Below are 23256 nucleotides of genomic sequence, written 5' to 3'. Positions count from 1 at the left end.
GCAAAGCGAGTAGCCTGGAACGGAAATCACCTTCATTTGACTTAGTAGTGTTCACAAAGAGTCCCTTGACCATTTAGTTTTTCAACACTATGAAAACAGCAGCTACAAATACTGTAGCTGCTGTTTTACTATATCCAATTATTCCCTATATTTATATGTTAGCCCTTTTAAAAAATTTCTCACAAATCGATCGCCACATTCCTTATAGTTGCGATGACTTGGATTTCTTAATATGGCACCCAATTCACCCTTCGAAACATTAACACCGCCATCATATAAAATATCCAACATATCCTCACTTGTTAATGCTAAAGCAATTTTTACTTTCTTTAATAGCATATTATTAGGACTTTCTTTTCCTGAAATCGGTTGTGCTCCCTCAGCTTGTCCAGGCTTAGATGGCTGTGGTCCTCGCTTAAATGTGATGAGCCCATTTAAGAAAGCCTCAAGCATTTTATTATTACATTTGATGTATTCTTCTGGTGCTTCTTCCTCATCATTAACTTTAATAAGCATGTTCAAAACTTCATCTTTTGTAAAATCCATGCCACCTAGCTTAAAAATTTTAACCATATCTGTATTTTTGATATCTAATGCATATCTTAAACGAATTAAAATATCATTATTCGTCATTTAATAACCTCCATTTACTTAGAAAAAAACTAATTTTAATTAAGTTTCACTTTATTATAGCAGAGACATTCACATTTTTAGCTATCTTTCCACAAAGTTACTTTACTATAGTAATTAGAATATGCATTTTCCTAAGTTAAATGTATGAATCGCTCACTCTCGACCATTCTAATCACAAGGAGGTGAGCAAAATGGCTAATCGTAGTTCCAATAAACTTCAGGTACCTGGTGTACAAGAAGCTGTTGATCAATTAAAGTATGAAATCGCACAAGAATTTAATGTACAGTTAGGCCCTGAAGCCTCTTCTCGCGCAAACGGCTCAGTTGGAGGCGAAATAACAAAACGTCTCGTGGAAATGGCTGAAAAACGTTCAAAAGGTTTATTATAATAACAATAAAAAAGAACGAATTCCTTTTGATTGGAATTCGTTCTTTCGTATTTGTATTATTTTATTTCGGTAGGCTGTAAAGTTTAGCTTGAACCTTTACTTAGCATCGCACGACAATATAGTTCTTTAAAAATATCGACTCCAATAAACACGTCTGATAAGATAATTTTATTTGTCTTACCTCTCCTGAGTTAGATGGAAAAACATCTGCCTCCTTGCATATAGATAAAATCCTATTTGTATGATGAGGTAAATTCCTGCAACAATAAAGAAATATAATAGTATCTCCGGATTCTTCCAGACGCCACCTACATCATTTGCCATAGAAATTACATAAAGAAGGGCTAAGCCTGCCCCAGCAAATGTTGGAATAAAGAATATGATTTTGATTTCCTTGGATATCATACGTTTTATTTCGTTTGTAGTAATCCCTATATTATAAAGTTTTTGATACTTCGCTTTTTCATTGTCAATTTCCGAAAAAAGATTTAAATATAATAAAATAAAGGAACCAAAAAAAAATAGGATACTCAAAAAAGTCGATACAAAGAATGACATCCCATTAGAATGGATGTTACGATAATGACTTCCTATTTTAGAGGCAATTTGGAATGAGCTCTCTTTTGAAATATTCTTTCCGCTAACATCTACAATTGGTGGGACATTTCCATTGTTATACATTTTCTCTAAGTCCTCAACAGCTTTTGTTGTCTCTTTCCAATTGACAACATTAATCAAATGAAGGTTTGATGCAAAACCATTTACGTTCGCTTTAAGAAACTCGAATTCGGAATTACTAACAATGATAAAATCTGATACACCCAAAAAAGAATTGATATTACTTTCAATAAAAGATTCTATTAGTGAATAAGTGATGTTGCCTTCCCTATTTGGGATTGTCCACTCTTGAATGTCTTCCTCTACATCTCCTGCATATTCTGGCTCTACATTCAAGTAGTGAAGATATTCTCGCCCTTGTAATTTTACCTCTCTAAAAGTTAATGCATTAAAATGATCCACTGCCATTATGTTATAAAGGTTATACCAACCATTGTACGTTTTTTCATAATAAGAATATAATGGAATCGTTATATGCTGTTGAACCGGATTTTCTTTACTATCTAGAATTGAATTGAGTTCTTCCATAGACAAATCATCTTTCGTTTCTGGTTGAATAAATGCTACATCAAAAGGATTTTGATTCAACATTTCCTTTTCATTTAACATATAGGTGAATACTATGAAAGTAATGTACAAAATAGTTATCATAATCATCATTGTCACTAGCATTAATATAGAGGTGAGCTGCTTAAATTTATAGTCTATACTCGTTAATAACAATAATCGTTGATAATAAAATTCATTATGTTTCGCTAGTTCTATAAAAAAACTCATAAACTGAGAAAGACAAAGATATAAACCTACAGTCGTTATTATGAACCAAATAGATAAAAATTCACCAGCAAGGGGACCCTTATATGTAATAAAAAGCCCTAGAACTGATCCAATAATCAATACGAGTCCAAACACCCCAAGCTTAATACTCTTTAATTTAATTGATTCTGTAACCTTATTACTTTTTAAGCTTTGTATAAGATTACGTTTTAATATTAAATAAAGTGATTTACCAATGGCAAAAAAATAGATAATGATGAAAATGATAATGGGATAGTAAAACATCTTGCTATTTAACTGAAAAGAAATTCCCTCTAAGCCCACACAATTCATGAGAAGTAAAAAGAATAGCCGCGAAAATATGCCCCCTGACATAAACCCGATTACTATAGAAAGAAAAGCAATAAGGGTATTCTCTAGCAATAATAATTTGCTAATATCGCGATTAGTCATCCCTAACGTTATAAATAGCCCAAACTCGTTTTTTCTTCTTTTGATAAAAATACCATGTGCATAGGTAATGAAAAACATCGTAAAAACGATTAGAGCAATTCCTGGTACATTCAACATATAGTCCAGAGATTCCAGCTTTTTAACTCTTTCGATTTGCTCATTAAAATAGACAGTAGAAAACATAAAGAAAAACATAACGACAAAGCTATTACAGACTAAATAAAAAAGATATTTTTTATAATGTACCCTTGCCATTTTCCATACAACTTGCTTAAATGTCATGGGCTCTTCCCCCTAAGACGGCTAGATTATCCATTATTTGATTGAGAAATTCTTTCTTATTGCCCTTTTTCACAATATAAGAATGAATAACACCGTCTTTTATAAAGACTACTTTCTGACAATAGCTAGCCGCAAAGACATCATGGGTCACAAGAAGAATAGTTGCGTCTAGCTCTTGAACAATCTTTTCAAAACATTCCATAATTACTTCGGATGATTTCGAATCCAAATTTCCTGTTGGTTCATCGGCAAATATAATACTAGGCTCGTTAACTAGGGCTCTACTAACAGCTGTACGTTGCCCCTGTCCACCTGATACATTATAGGGGTATTTATTCAAGATTGAATCAATCCCAAAAAGCTTAGAAAGGCTTTGTACCTTCTCCTCCATTTCTGTTGAGCCTTTCTTTTCTAGAATCATTGGTAACATAATATTTTCTTTTACAGTTAAGCTATCTAAAAGATTAAACTCTTGGAAGACAAATCCTAATTGTTGTCGGCGAAACAAAGCTAATTCATCATCGCCCATTTCACTCATAGCTTTGCCTTCGATGACAACTTCACCAGAGGTTGGTTTATCAATTCCACTTAATATGTTAAGTAATGTTGTTTTTCCGCTTCCGGATGGTCCCATAATGGCAACAAATTCACCTTTTTTTATTGATAAACTTATTCCTTCCAATGCTGCCGTGGAACCTTCTTCTCCTGACTCTCCGTATATTTTAACTATATTTCTCGCATCTAAAATAACCATTGTTCCCTCCATGGAAATTGTTTATCGATATTAAATACCATTCTAAGTTATATGCGGAAATACAAAAATTCGATTAACTAAAAGAACCTTACATACTTGTAAGATTTGGCTCTACATTCTGCACCTGAGATAGATTATTTGCTGCTGCTTGCCATCGAATCATTACAGTTGTACCTATCAAGACTTCAGATTGTAAGGTAATCGTTTGTCCAAGCTTGTCTGCTATTTTTTTACTAATATATAGTCCGATACCAGTAGAATTAGGCGTTTTTCTTCCATTTTCTCCTGTAAAAAATGCTTCAAATACCCGATCGATATCATAAGAAGGCATACCTATCCCCTCATCAATAACAGATAATGTGATGTATTCTCCAATGCGTTCAATTTTGAAAATTAGCTTTTTCTTTCCGCTTTTTAAGCTTGAATATTTAATAGCATTGGAAATAATTTGGTCTAGCAAAATTTTGTTCCATTTTACATCAGTGATAACAAAAGCTTCTACTCCTTCAAATTCAATAATCGGAAATATAGAATGATAAATACATTCCCTTTTTCGCTCATTAATGACTTTTCTTAATGTAATAAGTAAATTAACTGCATTTATATCCAAATCGTTTTCAAAGCTTTCCATTCTCACCATCGTTAATGCTTGCTCTATTGAAGTATGTATGCGTTTGTTTTCTCGCTGAATTTTTTCAAAAAGGACAGTGACCTCCTCTGTTTTTTCTTTACTAATAATCAGTTCTATTACAGAAACAGGCGTTTTTAAAAAGTGCATCCAATGGGATAAAAAATATAGACTTTCATTTTTTTGTTCCTTCATTGTATTATATTTTTGTGTATGCTCACTTATATTTTTCTTTAGCAATTGATAAAACGCCTTTTGTTCCTCTGTATGTGGGTGTAGCTCGACAAATTGTCCCCTCAACATAAGCTTAATGGCTTTATTCGTTTGATAGTAGTTAAGCCAATCAATTACTAAATACAAAGACAATAAAAATAATCCTATTGATAGTGGATAAATAATTTCATCATTTGCGGGCTCATTTAGATGAAAAAAAGTAATAACGCAGATCATATTTATTAAATAAAAAATGATTAGTAAGAACCTATCTTTTAAAAATTTTATTAAAACATGCTTTATCATTGCGAATCCCTCGTAGAATTAGAATCGTGAAACATATACCCTACCCCTCTTTTGCTTTTGATCACATCATCAAATCCTAATTCAGATAGTATATGCTTTATTCTCGTAACATTTACAGTTAATGTATTATCCTCTACAAATGTAATCGAGTCCCACACTTCCTCAATCAGTTCTTCTCTTGAAACAAATGAATTCTTATTATCTATTAATTTTTTCATTAATTTATATTCATTTTTACTAAGGTTGATCTTTTTCTCATGAAAAGTTAAAACAAGTGTCTCGGCGTCAATACATAACTGACCAACACACGTAAGATTTTGTCCTTTTGCTGCATATTCCCCATAAACTCTTCTAGTCGTCGCTTTCACCTTCGACTGCAGCATCTCAAACGTAAATGGTTTTGTAATATAATCATCTGCCCCAAGTTCAATAGCCATTATCTGATCTAGTTCTTGATTACGAGCAGAAATAATTAGAATTGGAACATTTGATTGATTACGAAAAGCCCTACATAAATAATAGCCATCATAATAAGGTAAATTAATATCCAATAAGACTAAATCAGGCTTAATTCTCGTAAACTCATCCTCTATTTCCAAAAAGCTTTCAGGCTGTACAACAGTATACCCATAACGCTCCAAGTTTTCTTGAATAAGTGCATTTAATTCATTATCGTCCTCAATAAGCATAAGTTTGTACATAGTTGACTCTCCTTTTTATGATGGGGGTTACATTTATTATAGGATTTTATGAAATAGCAATAGATTAATCGTTAACTCGGCAATTCAATAAAATTTTGGGCAAATTGATAGATTAAATGAGCAGGTACAGCCAAGTTAAGATTCTGGCCATCATTAAAGCCTGCTGTAATTAACCCCACCAATCTCCCCTGCATATCCAATAAAGCACCACCTGAACTCCCGTTTGAAATGGCCGCCGTAAATTGAATCATAGACATACCTCGAATATCCCGAAACCCAGAAACAATACCATCAGAAACGGAATTAAATAATCCTAGAGGACTGCCAATAGCAACTATTTTCTGTCCTCGAACTAATGGACCTTCAACTTTAACAGGTAAAGGCTTGCTTGCTCTATCTACCTTCAGAATGGCTAAATCATGCATATCATGATATTTTACAAATTGATGTGTTATATATTCGTTCGTATCGTTTTCATATAGCACAGAATAATATTCCCCACCACTTACAACATGCAAGTTTGTTAAAATATATCCATCTTGATGAAGAACGACACCAGAACCAAAGCACAACACCTCGTGATCCGCTCCAAACGTTTTAATCATTACAACAGAAGTGGCTAAAGAAGCTAATTGCTCATAGCTACACTCTTCTGTAATTTTCCCTTGAATTGGAAGACTCATTGCTTGTGGCGGTGGTGCACTCTTCTTAGGCAGAGATTTAGGTATTACTACTTCCTTTTCGTAGAAATCACGACACTTATATAAAGTAGATGATGCTGCTATGATTTGAGGCAAATTTGGAATGTCTTCTTTAGGATTCATATAACAGATATCACAACCAAGTTTCGATAAGAAATATAAAAATAATAATTCATGCTGAGTAATGTCACCAATAAAAACAATTTTCTGCACTGTTTGGTTATCTTCAAAAAAAATTTGAGACAAATAATAATCCATCCAGTATAAAAATTTTACCGCAAAATTTTTTAATAAAGTATCATTGGCGTTTGGCTGATTATCTTTATACATTTGGATGATTTCTTTAAAGCTAAGTTTTTTAGTCCATTCAAGATGATCTTTCTTAAGTTTACCGCTTAAAGGTGTCTCATAAAGTAATGAAGGGTTAACAATGGCTTGCCAATCTCCCCAAAGCTCCGCAAGTCGATCTATATCTTTTTTATTGGAAATGACCTCAAGCTTATGTAATCGTAAATAAAGCACACTTTGCTTCTTAGTATAAAAATACTCATCCATTTTTAAAATGTCTTCCTTATAAAGATCTACAGAATCGGGTATACCGATATATCGTAGAAAAACAACTTCCTTCGTAAGAGAATTATAGTATTGAGTATTTTGCATAAACTCCTGAAGAGGATTGTCTGGCTTTTTATATTTAATTTTTAAAGGTCTAGTTGTCACAATCATATTTATACAACTCCTATAAGCACGTAAATTTATATATTTGGCACTTATATACAATTCGCTTATATTCCTCTAAATCCTTTATTCAATTAAATGAAAAAGAACGAATCCTTCTAGAGGACCCGTTCTTGCTAAATTGAACTATTGAGAAAACTATTTACTTTTTTTATCGTTAAAGGTTTTGGATTTCGTAAAGCGCCTTTGTCATACTTCTGTTAGTAATTCTTTTTGTGGAATGGCACCTAATTAGCCTCTTAAACCGCTCTAGCTTTTTCTGTTTCAACACCATGATTTAATGAAAGAAGTATTTTTTCTGCATCATTTTTTAAATATACAAGATGCTCTGCTTCTTGAACAAGTTTTTCCATTGTATTTAACTCATCATCGCTAATTCCAACTAACTCTTCAAACATTTCAACTGACTCTCGAGAAATAAAAGAAATATCCTTCATAGCTGCCACAATTTGTAGAGAGCTTGAAGATAATTCTTCTGTACTTGCAGATGAATTGGCATTATTTTCAGCAATAATTTTTGTAGTATCTACAATTTTTTCGAACATCTTTCCAATTTCTAAAATTTTTATATTTGTTTGTTCAAACTCTTCTGTTCCTTGCTTCATTGATGTTACAACCTTGTTCGTCTCATCTTGAATATTTTTCACAATATTTGAAACTTCATCGGCTGACTGACGCGATTGCTCAGCTAATTTACGAACCTCATCAGCAACTACTGCAAACCCTTTACCGTGTTCACCTGCACGGGCTGCTTCGATAGCTGCATTTAATGCTAATAAATTTATTTGATCTGAAATTCCAGTAATTACTTTAACAATGTTTCCTATTTCTAATGATTTTTCTCCAAGTATATTGATGGCATCAAATGTCGTATTAATCGTTTGATTAAATTGCTCCATTTTCACCAGCGAATCTTTTAACTTATCGTTTCCTTCTTGCGTTAATTCTAACGTCGTATTCGATTGTTCAGAAATTTGGTTTGATCTTATAGACAGCTCTTCAATAGCCACTGTAATGTCTTCGATAGAAGTAGAGCTCTCTTCAGTAGCAACTAGCTGCTTTTTTAACCCTTTACCGACCTCATCGATTGCTGCCCTTACAGTATCAGCCTTCTCAGTTGCGTATTCTCCATGCTCAGAAAGATTTTCACCTTTTTCATTAACATTATTTGCAAATTTATAAAATTGTTCACTCACTTGACCTGCTGATAATTCGTTCATTCCATTTAATTCCTCATTATTTAGATGGGCATGACGTTTAAGTGAAAAATAGCGGTAAGCAAAATACAAAGATGTACATATTAAAACTACAATAATTCCTAGCATAATGGCTTCCATGAAAAAAATCTCCTATTCTACTAATGTATTAGTGATGAAATTTTATAGTTCTTTTACAATGATGTAAATTCCATCTGCTACAGTCGATGGAATACTGCTTAGATGTTCATTGCTTTCATATTTATGAACAATAAAGTTTCCTTCTACGTCTACATATTTTGTCAAGTCATGATACTTCTCCATTAAACGCAGTGATTTTGGATTTGTTGCTTCTGCTAATACTAATCTTAAGCCTTCTTTTGTTGCTCTTTTTACTAATATATCGCCTAAGCCTTGTACAATATCATGACGATTATGCTCAGCAATTACACCTAATAAAAATAAATGTAATACCTCTCCATCTTCCATATCTTTTCCATAACGATTTTTATAATCTTCAAGGAAACGTTCATCAATATCCTCTAATACATGCATGACTATATTCATATTAGCAAACGTGCCTTCAAAAATATCTTCTTCCATTATTTCAAGGGCATTTGTATCTCCAACTAGTGCACCTACGACTTTTTGCTCTTTATCTAGTGCAATAGCACAGTATCCTTGATGAACATTTGCTTCAATATATTCCTTCGTAAATTGATAGAAATCTTCATAAGGAAGTTGTAAGGCGTAGCCAATAATCGGCTCTTGCACCCATTTGCCAGCAACATCTACTCCAATAAATGTTTTAGCTAAACATTCTGCTGCCTGTTCAATTAAATCTGATTGGTTCTTTGTAAGTATTTCATATGTATATAATTCTTGAACTGTTTGCATCATAAATTCCTCTTTTCAAAATGTGAATATAGTTAACGAATTGGTAATTGCGAAACATTGTCAACTACTGTTCCTGGGAAATTAACTGTCTCTAAAGCATTTCGCACTTGCACATATGCAATTTTAGATGCTGGATTAACAATAAATATATCTTTGAAGCCTAGAGATGCATAAAACATTAGTGTTTGTCCTAGCTCTGTGGAAACCTTTGAAGGTAGGGGTGATTGGTATGTTGCATCAAAAACTAAAGTAAATGTAGTTTTCTGTACTCTAGCAACTGTTTCTTCCAAATCTTTTAAATATTGCTCTACAAGAGCTGCTTTAATAAACCCTATTATTTGGACGTGTACCTCCTTTTTTGCCTCATAAACCGCCATCTTATATTTCTCTTTATCAACGACTATCATCTCAAATCTCCTTTTTATAACTTTCTAACTTTATTTGCTGCTGTTAGTATTATTCTATAAATATCACTAAATACATACATTTCAATATAATTACATCTGTAGCTACGATTGATAGGCATCGTCTATTTATTTTTTCCACAAAAAAAACTATCCTTGAACATAATTAGGATAGCCAAAAAACACTTATTATCTTGGCAACCCGACTATCATTATCCAAGGGGATTTTAGACTCGTAGCTTTGCGTCCTTACCTTTCGATAAGTTTGCCTTTTTCAATTTTATAAAAATAATACTAACATCACATTGATATATTACAATTACATTATAAAGGACTTGTCAATTTTTGTCGACATTTAGTAATTTACTCCTAATAATATCAGATGAATTAGAGGATTTCTCAAATTCATTTTTTCACAAACTTGTTGAAAGTTATATCATTTCACTGCCCATCAACATTCTTTTTCAAAGTTATCAAGCAATGCACGCACTTCATCTGTTGATTTCGTATTCATCAGTTGATTTCTTAGTTCAGCAGCTCCAGGGAATCCTTTTACATAAATTTTGAAAAAGCGATGCAGCCCTGTGATTGAACGTGGTAGTACTTCTGCATATTGATCTTGAAGATCAAGCTGTAATCTTAAAAGATTAAGGTACTCTTTACTGCTATGCACTTTTGGCTCTTTTTCAAAAGCAAAAGGATTTTTAAAAATACCTCTTCCAATCATAACGCCATCAACATCATATTGTTCAGCAAGCTGCAGCCCAGTTTGACGATCAGGAATATCTCCATTGATTGTTAGTAGCGTATTTGGTGCAATACGATCACGTAATTTTTTGATTTCTGGAATTAGCTCCCAATGCGCATCTACTTGGCTCATTTCCTTTCTTGTACGTAAATGAATAGAAAGATTTGCAATATCCTGTTTTAAAATATGTGTTAGCCACTGCCCCCACTCATTTACATCGTTATAGCCAAGTCGTGTTTTCACGCTGACAGGCAATCCTCCCGCTTTAGCTGCTTGTATAAGTTCTGCCGCAACATCTGGACGTAGAATAAGGCCACTACCTTTCCCTCTTGATGCCACATTCGGTACAGGGCAGCCCATATTAATATCGATTCCTTTAAACCCCAGCTCTGCCATACCAACACTCATTTGACGGAAATATTCGGGATTATCCCCCCAAATATGTGCCACCATCGGCTGTTCATCTTCTGTAAAAATCAAACGACCACGCACACTTTTCATGCCTTCTGGATGACAATAGCTATCCGAGTTTGTAAACTCTGTGAAAAATACATCCGGTCGACCAGCTTCACTTACTACGTGACGAAAAACAACATCTGTCACATCTTCCATTGGTGCAAGCACGAAAAATGGACGTGGTAAATCACGCCAAAAATTATCTATCATTTCAAATCCAAATCCTCTCACTATAATACAACTTCAAACTCTCGGTTAAAAAATATAAAGTTCATTTACACTTATATCATGCTTAATAACTTATTATCAAACACAAGTACTTTTGGACATTTATAATTTGTGAAAAACGCAAAAAAGCAGATGGTATAGATTTACTATATCAACTGCTTTTCTATTATGCCAACTTCAACCATCTACGGTTTTACAATGTGTGGAATACTTTTTTAATTCTTATACAAAAATAACATTTAAAAAGGCAATTCAAGATAACAGTAAGATATCATAAAGCTGTTCGGATCATAAACTCTTTGATATCAAACACTTTTTCTTGAACTGCCCAGCAAATTGCAATCATTAATTCGATTCTACATTCTCATCTTTAGAGTAATTATACTGAGAAGGATCAACTGGAGTATAACCTGTTGGCGTATAGAATCTCAATAAATCACCATTCACGACTTTATCAGACAATTCTAATTTACGATCTACTTCATTTTTGATAGTTTTTGCAGACTCTAATTGACTGTCATCTAGTGGTAAACCTGTTTTATTATCATAAAATTTTTCATTAATTGAATAAATCGTAGGGCTGACAAAATCGCCATTTCTAAAAGGCACAATTTCATTATGCTCTTCTGATAATAAGTCTGAGCCAAATTGAACAAATTTTTGCGTATCAATCCCCAGTAAATGCAATAACGTTGGAAGAAGGTCTGTTTGTCCACCATAAGTATGGTTGGTTCCACCTTGTATTCCGGGAACATGTATGAACAATGGTACGCGTTGTAAATTAGTACTTTCATATGGTGTAATTTCTTTCCTAATCACTTGCTCCATCGCTGCATTATGATTATCGGAAATACCGTAATGGTCACCATAAAGAACAATCATCGTATTATCATATAAGCCTAATTGTTTTAATTGATTGAAGACCTGTTCGATTGCTTCATCTGCATAACGAGCTGTTTGGAAATAATTATCAACACTTACATCTCCAGTATTAGCTTTATCAATTGTTACTAAGCCTTGATCCATTTTATATGGATAGTGATTCCCTACCGTAATTAATTTCGTATAAAAAGGTTGTGATAAGGAGCTTAAAAGACTTTGAGATTGTTCAAAGAAAGGTTTATCCAACAAACCATATTCAGCCATGTCATCTGAAGAACCCGTGTTATAATAACTAGCATCAAAGAATTTGTCGTAACCAAATGATTTATAAATCACATTTCGGTTCCAGAAGCTTCCGTTATTACCATGGAATACAGCCGATGTATAACCATAATCTCTTAAAATACTAGGAGCTGCCTGGTACGTATTTTGTGCTTTTGTAATATAAGCAGAGCCTTGTGGTAACCCAAATAAAGAATTTTCTAGCATAAATTCTGCATCGGACGTTTTACCTTGTCCTGTTTGATGGAAGAAATTATCAAAATACATTGTATTCTTATCTTTTGTTAATGAATTTAAAAATGGTGTAACTTCTTCACCGTTTAATTTATAGTTGATAAGAAAGTTTTGGAATGATTCTAAATGTAAATAGATAACGTTCATGCCTTTTGCTGCACCAAAATATTCTGCATTAGGTTTAGCATAGTTAGATTTTGTATAGTTAATCACTTCTGTAATATCACTACTATCCGCCAAAGCTCTCTGTGAAGATGCTTTCATCGTTTCTACTGAATCATAAATCGTATAGTTATACATTCCTAAATATTTCACAATATAGTTTCTATCAAAACCTCGCGTTAATAGTTGCGGGCGACTAGTTTCTGCTAGCCCTAAATTAAGGATTGATACTACTAACGCAAAAGCAATGATTGTCATTGCTTTTTTATAACCAAAACGATTGGTATCTTTTTGTATTTTTCTTGAGAATCGTAGGTAAAACATTAAAAATACATCCACAAAGAACAAAATATCATAAGGCTTTATTAAAGAAAGAACACTACCACCTAAATCTCCAAAGTTCTGCGTTTGGGAAAGTGTAGGCAATGTAATGAAATCACTAAAGAATCGGTAATAAACAATATTGGCATATAAAACAATAGACATCAAAGTGTAAATTATAACTAGTGATGTATATTTTCGTTTTCCTCTAAATAAAAATGAAAATCCTAGAAATAGCATTGCCGAGCCTAGTGGATTTATTAGTAAAAGGAATTGTTGAATGACTCCTTCCACGCCTAGGTCAAATTGTGATAGTTGACTGATATATGTTTTAATCCATAGCATTAAAACAGCTAATAAATATATTCCTAAAAAGTTGTGTAATAGATCATCTTTTTTACTTACTAGATTTCTCATTTTTGCACCTGCCTTTTACTTATCTAAATTTAAATCTAAAAATAAGTATTGCATTTTAAAAAATGTTACTTCACAATAACTTTTTTTGCAGCTTATGTAGCTTACTCCCCATTTAGATTTCTGTCAAGCTGTTAATATCGTAAAAGACAATTAGTATAATTATTGCCAATTCACATAAATTCTGTAATAAAAAAACCTTGCAAATGTTGGTTTTTTAACTAACATTTGTTGTTTTTTAAGTGGCAGAATGTCAGCTCTTGCGCTGTCCTCAGTTCAGTCTAATTTCCAATACTTTATTTCAGATGAATTTTCATATATTATGCATAATACCAGGTCAACATATGGGAGGATAATATCTTTGTTTTCCTAGTATATATCGATTGTTTTTGCAAAAATCCCTTTCAATAAACAAATTTTAATCATCATAAACCTTCCCATAATTCGTTCATATCACTTTACTTCCATCTTTTACAGTCCCACTTCATTCGCTCAATAAATTCAACCAAAAATATCTTTATTCATTTTTCAATACAAAAAGAACGAATTCCTTTAATAAGAATTCGTTCTTGATAAATGATTATTATATTAACTCCACACGTTTGTTAGCAAACAAAGCCAAGTACTGTTCGGCATTAGTGATAGATAGGAAAATATGTCAGTCCCCTGTCATTCTTATTATCTTTGGGCTAACGTCTAAATACGCATTAATGCGCCATTAGGCTTTGCTAAATCTTGAACTGTTATCTGGTTCATTTTACAAAAATGTTTAAAAAATTGTTGTGCCAGCTCTCGTTCCTCTGTGTTACTTTTCAACGAAACTATATCAAGTAAAATTTGAGCCATCCATAAATTATCAAAATAACGGTATTTACCTGTATTCCATGTCATTTTGTCAGGGGATTTTTTATCTACATAATATTGCCAAAAAAGTAGCTGATCCGATTCCTGTTCTGTAAGTTGGATTCTGTATTTTGAATGAGCAAGAATATTTCCATCTTCACAAAGCTTACCGATAAAATCTTCATTCACCATATAGACACCTAAGATATGTCTGTCTTTTTCAGGCATGCCGGAATCTATTGCTGTTAACAGGACAGCACTATTTTGATGCAAGCGGATGGGTTTGTTTGGCTTCCCCTTGTTATTACCACTTTTTATTGCGCCCGAAAAAACCTTCCACTCTGAAAAAGAACTATTTCGTTCTTCTGTGTCACACCTAAAAACCATTTGTGATTCTGGATGAAGTTTATGATGTTTCATAAGTTTTTCGTGCTCTAAGCGAAGTTCCTGGTATTTTCGTTGTAGTTTTTTTTCCTCTTCTTTCTTCCGTTCTTCCTCCTTTCGTTCCATCTCCTTTTTTTGTATTATTTTATCAAGTGAATTAGCATCACTTTTATCATGTAGTTTTAGGTGCGTTCCAAATACATCAGGGAAAACAAACATTTTATTTTCCGATGCGAAATGTATTTCAATACTAGTTTCATTATGTTTAACTATACTACCCATGCCAAAACGCTTGTGTGTAACTTTCTTATTGATTAGATTCATTATTCTAGTCCTCCTTATGAAATAAAAACTCAGTTACTATTAGATAGTAAATTAATAATTTTATTCAACTAACTTCCTTTAATGCTCACATAACTGTTTTAATTTTTTTCTTCGGCTTAAAAAAGGATAATAAAAAAACGTATCCAAATTCTATCTGTAAAAAAGGACAGCGGAATTCGAAATACGATTTTAAAAAAACAATTGTAAGACTATTATAACATTTTTTTATAAATTTACAAATTTATTATTGACAATATATTTTATCATGAGGTAAAATTAAAATTTATTCTCTGAATTCCCGTGAAATAGCTATGAAATAAAGCCCTCCAAAAAGTCGCAAAACTTCTGGAAAGCCCCTATAAATAACTACTTGATTACCGGTGATAAGCATAGGAAGTCTTCATGATATAAAATCAATACAAGCAATTCCTTTCCTAGAAAAGAAACGGATAGATTAATCTATGTACTAATCATATATGCTGAACATTAGATATTTCCAATTAAGTTCCATATAAAAAGACCCCAATTTCGCAAAAGTTATTTGCAAGAAGATCAGGGTCTGGATTGAGTATGTCTACTTTTTCAAGTTATATAGTATAGCTTTAAAATTTTCGGTATCGTATGCGAATTACGTGTGTACCAGGTATATTATGATAACTCCAACCACGCAACCGCTTCACAATGTGTGGAGTGTGGGAACATATCGACAGGTTGAATTTCCTGTGTTTGATAGCCACCATCCTCCAAAATACTTAGGTCGCGTGCAAGTGTGGCTGGATTACACGATACATAAACAACTCGCTTTGGACGTTGCTCTAAAATGGTTTTTAGAAGTGCTTCATCACAGCCTTTACGCGGTGGGTCTACAACTAGGACATCGGCTTCTTTGCCTTCCTTATACCAGCGTGGAATCACTTCTTCTGCTGGGCCTGCCTCAAAATACGTATTTGTAAAGCCGTTCAGTACTGCGTTACGCTTTGCATCTTCAATAGCTTGTGGGACAATTTCTACGCCCATAACTGCCTTTGCTTTTTGAGCAAGGAATAAAGAAATAGTACCGATTCCACAGTAGGCATCAATTACTCGTTCGTCACCCTGTAGATCAGCATAGTCTAGTGCTTGTTTGTAAAGAACTTCAGTCTGTTCAGGGTTTACTTGATAGAATGAACGAGCTGAAATTTCAAAGCGTACATCACCAATTGAATCAATAATTACATCCTTGCCCCATAGATTTATGGTTTCATCACCAAAGATGACGTTTGTTTTGTCGCTGTTGATGTTTTGCATTATTGAAGTGATATTTGGTACAAGCTTTTGTATCGTCGCAACGGCTGCCTCTTTTTGAGGGAACTTTTTCTTTTTGGTTACGAGTACAACCATGACTTCACCAGTTGCACGAGCTTTACGAATGACTATGTGACGTAGCATCCCCTCATGTGATAGCTCATTGTATGGCTGGATACCTATTTTCGCTAATTCCTTTTTCAAGCCTGCAAGAATAGCATCCGCCTCACCTGTTTGAATTAAACAACGCTCCATATCGACAATGCTATGCGTTTTAGTTTTATAAAAACCTGCAATTGCTTGTCCTGCTTCATCTATGGAAAAAGGAATTTGTGCTTTATTGCGGTAATGCCAAGGCTCTTCCATGCCTTTCACAGGAAGAACAGGTGCATCAATTTTACCTATGCGTTGCATAACGTTCCTTACCATATTTTCTTTCCATTTTAACTGCCCCTCATAGGATAAATGCTGTAATTGGCAACCACCACATTGCTGGAAATAGTCACAAGGTGCTCCCACGCGGTCTGGGGACGGCTCGATAATTTCTACAACTTTGGCAAAGCCGTAATTTTTTAAGGTTTTCAACACATGAACTTCTGCCGTTTCATTAGGAAGTGCGCCTTGAATAAATAGTGGATAGCCATCGACCTTTGCGACACCATTACCATCATGTGTTATATCTTCTATATAAACTGTTAGTCGATTATTCTTTTTCACGGGTGCTGACATTCGTACATCCTCCATTTCAATCTTCTTATTGTAGCATGTGTTGGCGGATGAAAAAAGAACAAGGCTTATTATTGTAGGAACTATCTGATGAGCAGAGTAAATCTGATTGGCGTAATTTACCTAAGTGAATACATCTGCAGCTGAGCGAAACTCCACTTTACTTGAGCGGATATTTCTCCAACCTGAGCAATTCTCCTATTTACCTGAGCAATTTTTTCTCCAACCTGAGCGGGTCTCCTCTTTACCCGAGCAGATTCTTCTCCGACCTGAGCGGTTCTTCCCTTTACCTCAGCTATCCTGATTGACCATCCCCGCCCTGCCGAAAAAAGAGCCGCTATTCGCGACTCTCTTCTTGCTCTTTTGCTATATGATGATCTTTGGGAGCCCACCAGAATGCTGCGACAATTCCTAGAATTACTACAATAAATGGCGCATAAAACATAAGAAATTTCTCCATTATTCTTTCCTCCTATGCGTGATTGTCTTCTTTTCCTGTCACGTAATTTTTGTTAAATAGGAATAGCTTCATCAATAGATAAAGTGACGGAATAAGCAGACATAGACCTAAAATAAACGCAATCACAAGAGCGATTGCCATTTGTGTGCTGGTGAAGCTATCGTAAATTGTTAAATACGGGTACAGTAAATATGGATATTGTGCGATACCGTAGGCAAAGAATGCCACTGCAAATTGTGCAATCAATAGTCCTACAGCAAGACCGTAATTTTTTCGCATCCATATTAATAACACCGTAATAATAAATAGGATTGCTGAAATGGCAAACAGCCACCATAATTCAACCATATGATTATAGCTCTCTGGGTTGATGGATTTCATTTCATACACAATGCCTAGCGCACTAACCATTAAAGGTGCGGCCCAGATAAGCGCATATTTTCGCATTAGGTTTGTGGCTTCCTTATCCTTTGCTTTGTGGGCATACCATGTTAAAAATACAGCTGAAATATAAAGTACAGCAGCTATGCTCAAAACGACAATACTCCAAGCAAATGCACTTGTGTAGAGCGTCCAATAATTTAAGACGGGCTGCCCATTTACAATATCAACATATCCGCCACCAGCAATTGCAAATACGACGGATAGAGAGGCTGGGATTAGTAAGCCTGCCACACCATATGTCAGTGTGTATCCGATATGACCTCGTGAGCCGTATGATTCAAACGCATAGTAGGAGCCTCGTATTGCTAGCAGCACGAGTGAAATACTAACTGGCACAAGTAAAATCGTTCCATAATAAAAGGCTGTTTGTGGGAAAAACCCTACAATCCCGACAAAGAAAAATACTAAAAAGACATTCGTTACTTCCCAAACAGGCGATAAATAACGCTTAATAATATTCGTTAAAATATGATTTTTCCCAATGAGTAGACTATAGGCGTTAAAGAAGCCTGCTCCAAAATCAATCGATGCAACAATGACATAGCCGAATAGGAAAATCCATAGTACTGATATACCTAAAATCTCTAAAGTCATAGGAAATCACCACCTTTTTCTGAATGGCGATCTTCAATTTCACGTTCAATTGGATTCTTTTTGAACATACGAACCAATACCACAATACTTCCTACTGCCAATACGGCATAGACACCAGTAAATAATAGCATCATTAAATCTACATGGTCACTCGTAGTTGCCCCCTCTGGTGTTCGCATTAAACCATATAAAATCCAAGGTTGTCGCCCAACTTCTGCGAGCCACCAGCCTGCTTCAATAGCTATAATGGAAAGCGGTCCTCCTGCAACAATAATCCATCTAAACCAACGTGTGTGGATAAACTGCCAGCTACGTGCTTTCCCCACTACATAAAGCAGTGAAACAAGCACCATGAACATGCCAATAAACACCATTATATTAAAAAGATAGTGAATATAAAGTGGTGGTCTGTCTTCCTCTGCAAATTGATCTAAGCCAATAACCTCTGCAGTTGGGTTATTATGAGCCAATATACTAAGGGCATACGGAACCTTTATGGCATATTTCACTTCCTCACCATCTAACACACCAAAAAGTATAAGTGAGGCTTTATCTTCTGTTTCAAAATGCCATTCAGCGACCGCTAATTTTTCTGGCTGGTATTCTGCTAAGTACTTTCCTGAGAAATCTCCGATAATTGCTGCTGCAATAGAGAAAATCAGACCAATCTTCATAAGTAATAATAATGATTTTTTATGGTACTCATGCTTAGAACCTCGAAGCATGCGATATCCTGCAATAGCTGCTAAGACAAATGCTGATGTCATATAGGCTGTCACAAGAACATGGGCTACCTTTGTTGGCATCGCTGGATTAAACATTGCTAAAAAGGGTTGAATATTTACTAGCTGCCCATCTACAATATCAAAGCCCTGTGGTGCGTTCATAAATGCATTGACAATTGTAATAAACACAGCAGACATGGATGCACCTACAGCTACAGGAATTAGCAATAACATGTGCTTTTTCTGACTATCAAAACGATCCCATGTGTATAAATAAATTCCCAAGAAGATGGCTTCAAAGAAAAATGCAAACGTTTCCATAAAGAGTGGTAACGCAATTGTTTGACCAGCAAGTTGCATAAAGTTGGGCCATAATAAAGATAACTGTAAGCCTATTGCTGTTCCCGTAACTACACCAACTGCAACAGTAATGACAAAACCACGTGCCCAGCGTCTAGCCATTAAAATATAATGCTCATCGTTCTTTCTATACCCAGTCCATTGAGCAATCATAATCATTAACGGAACACCAACACCAATCGTTGCATAAATAATATGGAACGATAATGTTAGCTCAGTTAATGCTCTACTCCAAAAGACTGCTGATTCGTTAATCATCTCATTGCCCCCCTAACTTCCAAATATTCTTCCAAGTATGGAAAGTAGCATGATAATTGCAACACCGAAGCTTAGCCAAATGAGCTTTCTTTCCTGTGACTTATACAAAGGCAACACTTCCTTTCCCTTAGCTATACCCCCATTTTCCACTATTACAACGAAAAAAACCTTTAAAATGGACCGAAATTTCAGCCTATTATAAAGGTTTCAAATTTTGTTCAAGTAATATACGCACATTTGCCAAACATTTTTCTTAATTCATTCACAATCAACATTCACCATGGATTTCAATACATTATTGTGAATAATATCCAAGTTATAAGTGGTTTTTTAGAACCATAATTAAATAAAAAATTAAACCTTAAATCAGGTGACTTTTATTCGTTAATGAGTTCCTTTCACTATTGAGTGGTTCGGTATCTTTTTGAGCTTCTTCTCCTCACTATTAAGCGATTCGGCGTTTTTTGAGCTACTTTTTCCCATATCAAAAAAGATACGATCTCCTTTTTTGAGCTCTTCCTTTCACTATAGAGAAAAAATATCCAAATTGTTCCTTCAATACTTAAAATCAAATGAAAAGCTCTCTTGCACTGGATTAAGCACAAGAAAGCTCCTTGGTTTAATTATTCAATTAAAATACGATCTTCCTCACGAATATCTGCAAGTGGTACAAAAATTTCAATATGGCGTTTTAGGTTTTCAAACGTGGCAGGCGCATCCCCACCGTATTCGCCATCTAGATTTAAATGTATTTCATCTTCTGTCGTTACTTTTACCACACTTGCTTTTTTATAAATCACTCGATCATCATTTAAATGCTCGCCTCTTAAAGCCATTGCTGCCAGCTGAATAAATTCAGGAAGGCTTACTTTTTTCAATACTAATAATGTAAAATATCCATCATTGATACTTGCGTCTGGGGCAAGCTTTTCAAAGCCGCCCACTGAATTTGTTAAACCACATAAAAACATCATCGCATCTCCATCGAATACTTCACCGTCATATTCAATACGCATGTGAGAAGCCTTGATGGATGGAATCATTTCTACTGCTTTTAAGTAATAAGCTAGCTGTCCGAGCATTGTTTTCATTTTGCTCGGTACTTCGTAGGTTAACTCGGTAATGCGACCACCCGCAGAAATATTGATGAAATAGCGTTCCCCATTTAATAAACCTACATCCACTGGCAACGTATCGCCCTTTATAATAATATCTACAGCATCTTCAATATTTCGGGGAATGTGCACGGCACGGGCAAAGTCATTTGTTGTGCCCATCGGAATTAAACCAACTTTTGGTCGTTTTTCGAATGAGCTCACACCTGAAACAACTTCATTTAATGTGCCATCTCCACCAACTGCAATAATGATATCAAAGCCACGTTCTACTGCATTTTTTGCCGCAATGGTTGCATCGCCTTCACAAGTTGTTGCATGACAAGATGTCTCATAGCCTGCTACCTCTAGTTTTTCCAATACTTCTGGTAGATGCTTTTTAAATACCTCTCGTCCAGATGTAGGATTATAAATGATTCTTGCACGTTTCATAACATACCTTCCTGCTTCATAAGATTCTACTTCATTCAACGAATTATTCGCTGAAATGTTGCACTATTTTTTAGACACAGCGTACTCCATTAACGACTATTCCCACGCAGCTGTCACTTGATTTTTAAAATCCTCATAAACAAATGTCCAATAGGATTGATTCGTTATATTTTCCTCACGAATTTCCGCATATAATGCCTTTTGTGCATCTTCAAATGCAGGATCTTCTTTATCAGGCAGCCCTGCTCGTTTGCTCACTACTAGTTCCTGTAATTGTGGTGCACGAGGTCCCCATTTGCCAATAACCTGTCCAGCATTATCTAATAAAAGATAGATTGGAATAGCACGACCGCCATTTGTTAAATAGCGATCAATTAAATCTGTATCCTCATCACGTAGTACAGCACGCATATCTAGACCTGCTGCTTCTGCAACTCGGCGAATAATCGGATTGTTTAGCATAGCATCCCCACACCAATCCTCTGTAATCGTTAAAATTTTAGGCTGCTTGTTTTTTAGCAGCTCGACAAAATCATCATTTGTTGGCACTTCGAAGCCATCATAAATACGAAAGCTCTCCTCTTTTAGCGTTGTCATATTATCCATGTATTGCTGAATTGAAATTGCTTCATCAAAATATTGTTGCTCTGTTTTCATTGTAGGTATCCCCCTAATTTTTTATTTTCTATTCTATATTTTGCTATGAATACTCTTTTTAGACAACTGTAAAGCTTTATAAAAATAATGAACTTCTTTATTTATAACCTATTATCTATAGATAAGCTATTTTATTACAAAACAACTTGCATAAAAGTTAAATTAATACATCTTTTCGATATTAAAAGATGAGGTGTATTTAATTGAAACTAAATAATTTCTCGTTATTCCGAGGCGTAATGAATAAAGATGCTTCGAAAGCAAATATGTCAACTATGAAGCAATTAAGTCAATATAATCAATTATCTAAAGGCTCAATGAAAACTTTAATTAGATACAGGCGAAATTTCTCTCGCTAGCCGACAACAGCAAGTCACTAACCAACAAGCACCACAATCGATCACTACTTTACAAGGTCAAAAAATTCAAGAGATACAGGAAAAAATAATGTTCTTGAATTTACTGATGGCGCTAACTATCGGTTTAATTATAATGGTGTAACTGCAGTGATGAAATGCTACTATCATCATTCTGGCTCTATTCTAGGTCCCGCCATAACGGATATGGGAGAGCATTTTGGTGTAGAGGCTTCATCTATCTATTCTTCAAAAGATTATAAAAATGTAGATAAAATTGCCGAATTCTTTTCAAGTCTCACAAGTAAATCTGGTTTAATTGGTGCAAGGTATTGGTATTCTAGTGAAGAAGCATTAGAGATATGCAAAAGTGTTGGCATTGAATCAGGTTGGTTTACGGTGAAAAGTAGTGGTGCGTCTGTGGAGCATTATTTACGTGAAGACGGGAAAATTTTTGCCGGACGTCAGATGGTGGATGGCCTTAATGCCTTTATGACAAATAATTTACTTGATATTGGGTATAGGAGGGAGAAAAAATTACAATTGGGAATACTACCTATGAGGTGGACGAAACGGGACATATTCAATTGCCGAAAGATGCAGCTGTATTCCTTTCCTATAACTTAGATCCTGTTTATACAGAACGGCAACGACTTGCAACGATTAAAGAAAATTTAACGAAAGCTCAGCAATTAAAAGGCGAAGGGCAATCATTTAATACGCCTACACATCGCTATTCGCTTTATCAGGATGGAAATTTAATGGAAACCAAACTATAAAAGGAAGAGGCTGGGACAAAACCCTTCTCTAAACTAAAAAGCCGGTGAAATTTTACGATCAGTAAAATTTCACCGGTTTTAAATTTTTTTCATAAAAA

At 34.6% G+C, this 23256-nt stretch carries 21 protein-coding genes and 1 riboswitch; of the genes, 3 read left to right on the top strand and 18 right to left on the bottom strand.

Going from position 1 to position 23256, the window contains the following annotated elements; genetic code table 11:
- Positions 1 to 138 precede the first annotated feature (138 nt).
- Positions 139 to 633: a DUF1456 family protein gene (locus ACQKIM_RS24380; protein ID WP_427548928.1), complete on the bottom strand. Its 495-nt coding sequence runs from the start codon at positions 631 to 633 to the stop codon at positions 139 to 141.
- Positions 634 to 824: 191 nt separating this feature from the next.
- Between ACQKIM_RS24380 and ACQKIM_RS24375 the strand changes: the two genes are divergently transcribed.
- Positions 825 to 1022: an alpha/beta-type small acid-soluble spore protein gene (locus tag ACQKIM_RS24375; protein ID WP_285399819.1), complete on the top strand. Its 198-nt coding sequence runs from the start codon at positions 825 to 827 to the stop codon at positions 1020 to 1022.
- Positions 1023 to 1199: 177 nt separating this feature from the next.
- Here ACQKIM_RS24375 and ACQKIM_RS24370 read toward each other — a convergent pair whose 3' ends face one another.
- The 17 genes from ACQKIM_RS24370 to ACQKIM_RS24290 all read right to left on the bottom strand — a co-directional run bounded on the left by ACQKIM_RS24370 (position 1200) and on the right by ACQKIM_RS24290 (position 22023).
- Complete coding sequence (locus ACQKIM_RS24370) at positions 1200 to 3152, bottom strand: FtsX-like permease family protein (protein ID WP_427548926.1); 1953 nt, start codon at positions 3150 to 3152, stop codon at positions 1200 to 1202.
- Positions 3142 to 3906 (bottom strand): ABC transporter ATP-binding protein, encoded by a 765-nt coding sequence (locus ACQKIM_RS24365; RefSeq protein WP_427548925.1) that lies wholly within the window; start codon positions 3904 to 3906, stop codon positions 3142 to 3144. The genes ACQKIM_RS24370 and ACQKIM_RS24365 overlap by 11 nt, the downstream gene beginning before the upstream one ends.
- A gap of 88 nt (positions 3907 to 3994) precedes the next feature.
- Positions 3995 to 5053, bottom strand: coding sequence for a sensor histidine kinase (locus tag ACQKIM_RS24360; RefSeq protein ID WP_427548924.1), 1059 nt, complete (start codon positions 5051 to 5053; stop codon positions 3995 to 3997).
- On the bottom strand, positions 5050 to 5754 hold the full coding sequence (locus ACQKIM_RS24355) for a response regulator transcription factor (protein WP_427548923.1): 705 nt from the start codon (positions 5752 to 5754) through the stop codon (positions 5050 to 5052). The genes ACQKIM_RS24360 and ACQKIM_RS24355 overlap by 4 nt, the downstream gene beginning before the upstream one ends.
- A 71-nt stretch (positions 5755 to 5825) precedes the next feature.
- Entirely contained in the window at positions 5826 to 7181 is a 1356-nt protein-coding gene (locus ACQKIM_RS24350) for a trypsin-like peptidase domain-containing protein (RefSeq protein WP_427548921.1), read from the bottom strand.
- Positions 7182 to 7432: 251 nt separating this feature from the next.
- Positions 7433 to 8530, bottom strand: a complete 1098-nt coding sequence (locus tag ACQKIM_RS24345) for a methyl-accepting chemotaxis protein (protein WP_427548919.1) — start codon at positions 8528 to 8530, stop codon at positions 7433 to 7435.
- Positions 8531 to 8572: 42 nt separating this feature from the next.
- A complete protein-coding gene (locus tag ACQKIM_RS24340) occupies positions 8573 to 9286 on the bottom strand; it encodes a hypothetical protein (RefSeq protein WP_427548918.1) in 714 nt (237 codons plus the stop codon).
- Positions 9287 to 9318: 32 nt separating this feature from the next.
- Positions 9319 to 9693, bottom strand: coding sequence for a hypothetical protein (locus tag ACQKIM_RS24335; RefSeq protein ID WP_427548916.1), 375 nt, complete (start codon positions 9691 to 9693; stop codon positions 9319 to 9321).
- A 190-nt stretch (positions 9694 to 9883) separates the two neighbouring features.
- Positions 9884 to 9970: riboswitch (cyclic di-GMP riboswitch) on the bottom strand.
- 171 nt (positions 9971 to 10141) lie between these two features.
- Positions 10142 to 11125: a tRNA dihydrouridine synthase gene (locus tag ACQKIM_RS24330; protein ID WP_427548914.1), complete on the bottom strand. Its 984-nt coding sequence runs from the start codon at positions 11123 to 11125 to the stop codon at positions 10142 to 10144.
- Between the two features lie 342 nt (positions 11126 to 11467).
- Complete coding sequence (locus tag ACQKIM_RS24325; protein WP_427548913.1) at positions 11468 to 13420, bottom strand: LTA synthase family protein; 1953 nt, start codon at positions 13418 to 13420, stop codon at positions 11468 to 11470.
- A gap of 693 nt (positions 13421 to 14113) precedes the next feature.
- Complete coding sequence (locus tag ACQKIM_RS24320; protein ID WP_427548912.1) at positions 14114 to 14968, bottom strand: malate synthase; 855 nt, start codon at positions 14966 to 14968, stop codon at positions 14114 to 14116.
- Between the two features lie 648 nt (positions 14969 to 15616).
- Positions 15617 to 16981 carry a 23S rRNA (uracil(1939)-C(5))-methyltransferase RlmD gene (gene rlmD / locus ACQKIM_RS24315; RefSeq protein ID WP_427548910.1) on the bottom strand — a complete coding sequence of 455 codons (1365 nt, stop codon included), beginning with the start codon at positions 16979 to 16981 and terminating at the stop codon, positions 15617 to 15619.
- Positions 16982 to 17315: 334 nt separating this feature from the next.
- The gene (gene cydS, locus ACQKIM_RS24310) at positions 17316 to 17438 is read right to left on the bottom strand and encodes a cytochrome bd oxidase small subunit CydS (protein WP_427548908.1); all 123 of its coding nucleotides are present in this window, start codon (positions 17436 to 17438) and stop codon (positions 17316 to 17318) included.
- Positions 17439 to 17450: 12 nt separating this feature from the next.
- On the bottom strand, positions 17451 to 18476 hold the full coding sequence (locus ACQKIM_RS24305; protein WP_427548906.1) for a cytochrome d ubiquinol oxidase subunit II: 1026 nt from the start codon (positions 18474 to 18476) through the stop codon (positions 17451 to 17453).
- Positions 18473 to 19819 (bottom strand): cytochrome ubiquinol oxidase subunit I, encoded by a 1347-nt coding sequence (locus tag ACQKIM_RS24300; RefSeq protein WP_427548904.1) that lies wholly within the window; start codon positions 19817 to 19819, stop codon positions 18473 to 18475. The genes ACQKIM_RS24305 and ACQKIM_RS24300 overlap by 4 nt, the downstream gene beginning before the upstream one ends.
- A gap of 623 nt (positions 19820 to 20442) precedes the next feature.
- Complete coding sequence (locus ACQKIM_RS24295) at positions 20443 to 21366, bottom strand: diacylglycerol kinase (protein ID WP_427548902.1); 924 nt, start codon at positions 21364 to 21366, stop codon at positions 20443 to 20445.
- Positions 21367 to 21462: 96 nt separating this feature from the next.
- Entirely contained in the window at positions 21463 to 22023 is a 561-nt protein-coding gene (locus tag ACQKIM_RS24290; RefSeq protein ID WP_427548900.1) for a thioredoxin family protein, read from the bottom strand.
- Positions 22024 to 22529: 506 nt separating this feature from the next.
- Between ACQKIM_RS24290 and ACQKIM_RS24285 the strand changes: the two genes are divergently transcribed.
- Both ACQKIM_RS24285 and ACQKIM_RS24280 read left to right on the top strand, forming a co-directional pair.
- Positions 22530 to 23006 (top strand): hypothetical protein, encoded by a 477-nt coding sequence (locus tag ACQKIM_RS24285; RefSeq protein ID WP_427548898.1) that lies wholly within the window; start codon positions 22530 to 22532, stop codon positions 23004 to 23006.
- Positions 22967 to 23158 carry a hypothetical protein gene (locus tag ACQKIM_RS24280; RefSeq protein WP_427548896.1) on the top strand — a complete coding sequence of 64 codons (192 nt, stop codon included), beginning with the start codon at positions 22967 to 22969 and terminating at the stop codon, positions 23156 to 23158. Before ACQKIM_RS24285 ends, ACQKIM_RS24280 begins: the two co-directional genes overlap by 40 nt.
- Positions 23159 to 23256: the final 98 nt, after the last annotated feature.

This window comes from Lysinibacillus sp. NPDC047702, assembly GCF_050272555.1.
GTDB lineage: Bacteria > Bacillota > Bacilli > Bacillales_A > Planococcaceae > Lysinibacillus.
This window is presented reverse-complemented; position numbering and strand designations above follow the sequence as displayed.

Coding starts and splice junctions, on each gene's coding strand:
- rlmD (WP_427548910.1), bottom strand. CDS start 16,981: ATGTCAGCACCCGTGAAAAAGAATAATCGACTAACAGTTTATATAGAA.
- ACQKIM_RS24320 (WP_427548912.1), bottom strand. CDS start 14,968: ATGAATCTAATCAATAAGAAAGTTACACACAAGCGTTTTGGCATGGGT.
- ACQKIM_RS24365 (WP_427548925.1), bottom strand. CDS start 3,906: ATGGTTATTTTAGATGCGAGAAATATAGTTAAAATATACGGAGAGTCA.
- ACQKIM_RS24300 (WP_427548904.1), bottom strand. CDS start 19,819: ATGATTAACGAATCAGCAGTCTTTTGGAGTAGAGCATTAACTGAGCTA.
- ACQKIM_RS24340 (WP_427548918.1), bottom strand. CDS start 9,286: ATGCAAACAGTTCAAGAATTATATACATATGAAATACTTACAAAGAAC.
- ACQKIM_RS24370 (WP_427548926.1), bottom strand. CDS start 3,152: ATGACATTTAAGCAAGTTGTATGGAAAATGGCAAGGGTACATTATAAA.
- ACQKIM_RS24375 (WP_285399819.1), top strand. CDS start 825: ATGGCTAATCGTAGTTCCAATAAACTTCAGGTACCTGGTGTACAAGAA.
- ACQKIM_RS24290 (WP_427548900.1), bottom strand. CDS start 22,023: ATGAAAACAGAGCAACAATATTTTGATGAAGCAATTTCAATTCAGCAA.
- ACQKIM_RS24335 (WP_427548916.1), bottom strand. CDS start 9,693: ATGATAGTCGTTGATAAAGAGAAATATAAGATGGCGGTTTATGAGGCA.
- ACQKIM_RS24380 (WP_427548928.1), bottom strand. CDS start 633: ATGACGAATAATGATATTTTAATTCGTTTAAGATATGCATTAGATATC.
- cydS (WP_427548908.1), bottom strand. CDS start 17,438: ATGGAGAAATTTCTTATGTTTTATGCGCCATTTATTGTAGTAATTCTA.
- ACQKIM_RS24345 (WP_427548919.1), bottom strand. CDS start 8,530: ATGGAAGCCATTATGCTAGGAATTATTGTAGTTTTAATATGTACATCT.
- ACQKIM_RS24295 (WP_427548902.1), bottom strand. CDS start 21,366: ATGAAACGTGCAAGAATCATTTATAATCCTACATCTGGACGAGAGGTA.
- ACQKIM_RS24360 (WP_427548924.1), bottom strand. CDS start 5,053: ATGATAAAGCATGTTTTAATAAAATTTTTAAAAGATAGGTTCTTACTA.
- ACQKIM_RS24355 (WP_427548923.1), bottom strand. CDS start 5,754: ATGTACAAACTTATGCTTATTGAGGACGATAATGAATTAAATGCACTT.
- ACQKIM_RS24325 (WP_427548913.1), bottom strand. CDS start 13,420: ATGAGAAATCTAGTAAGTAAAAAAGATGATCTATTACACAACTTTTTA.
- ACQKIM_RS24350 (WP_427548921.1), bottom strand. CDS start 7,181: ATGATTGTGACAACTAGACCTTTAAAAATTAAATATAAAAAGCCAGAC.
- ACQKIM_RS24305 (WP_427548906.1), bottom strand. CDS start 18,476: ATGACTTTAGAGATTTTAGGTATATCAGTACTATGGATTTTCCTATTC.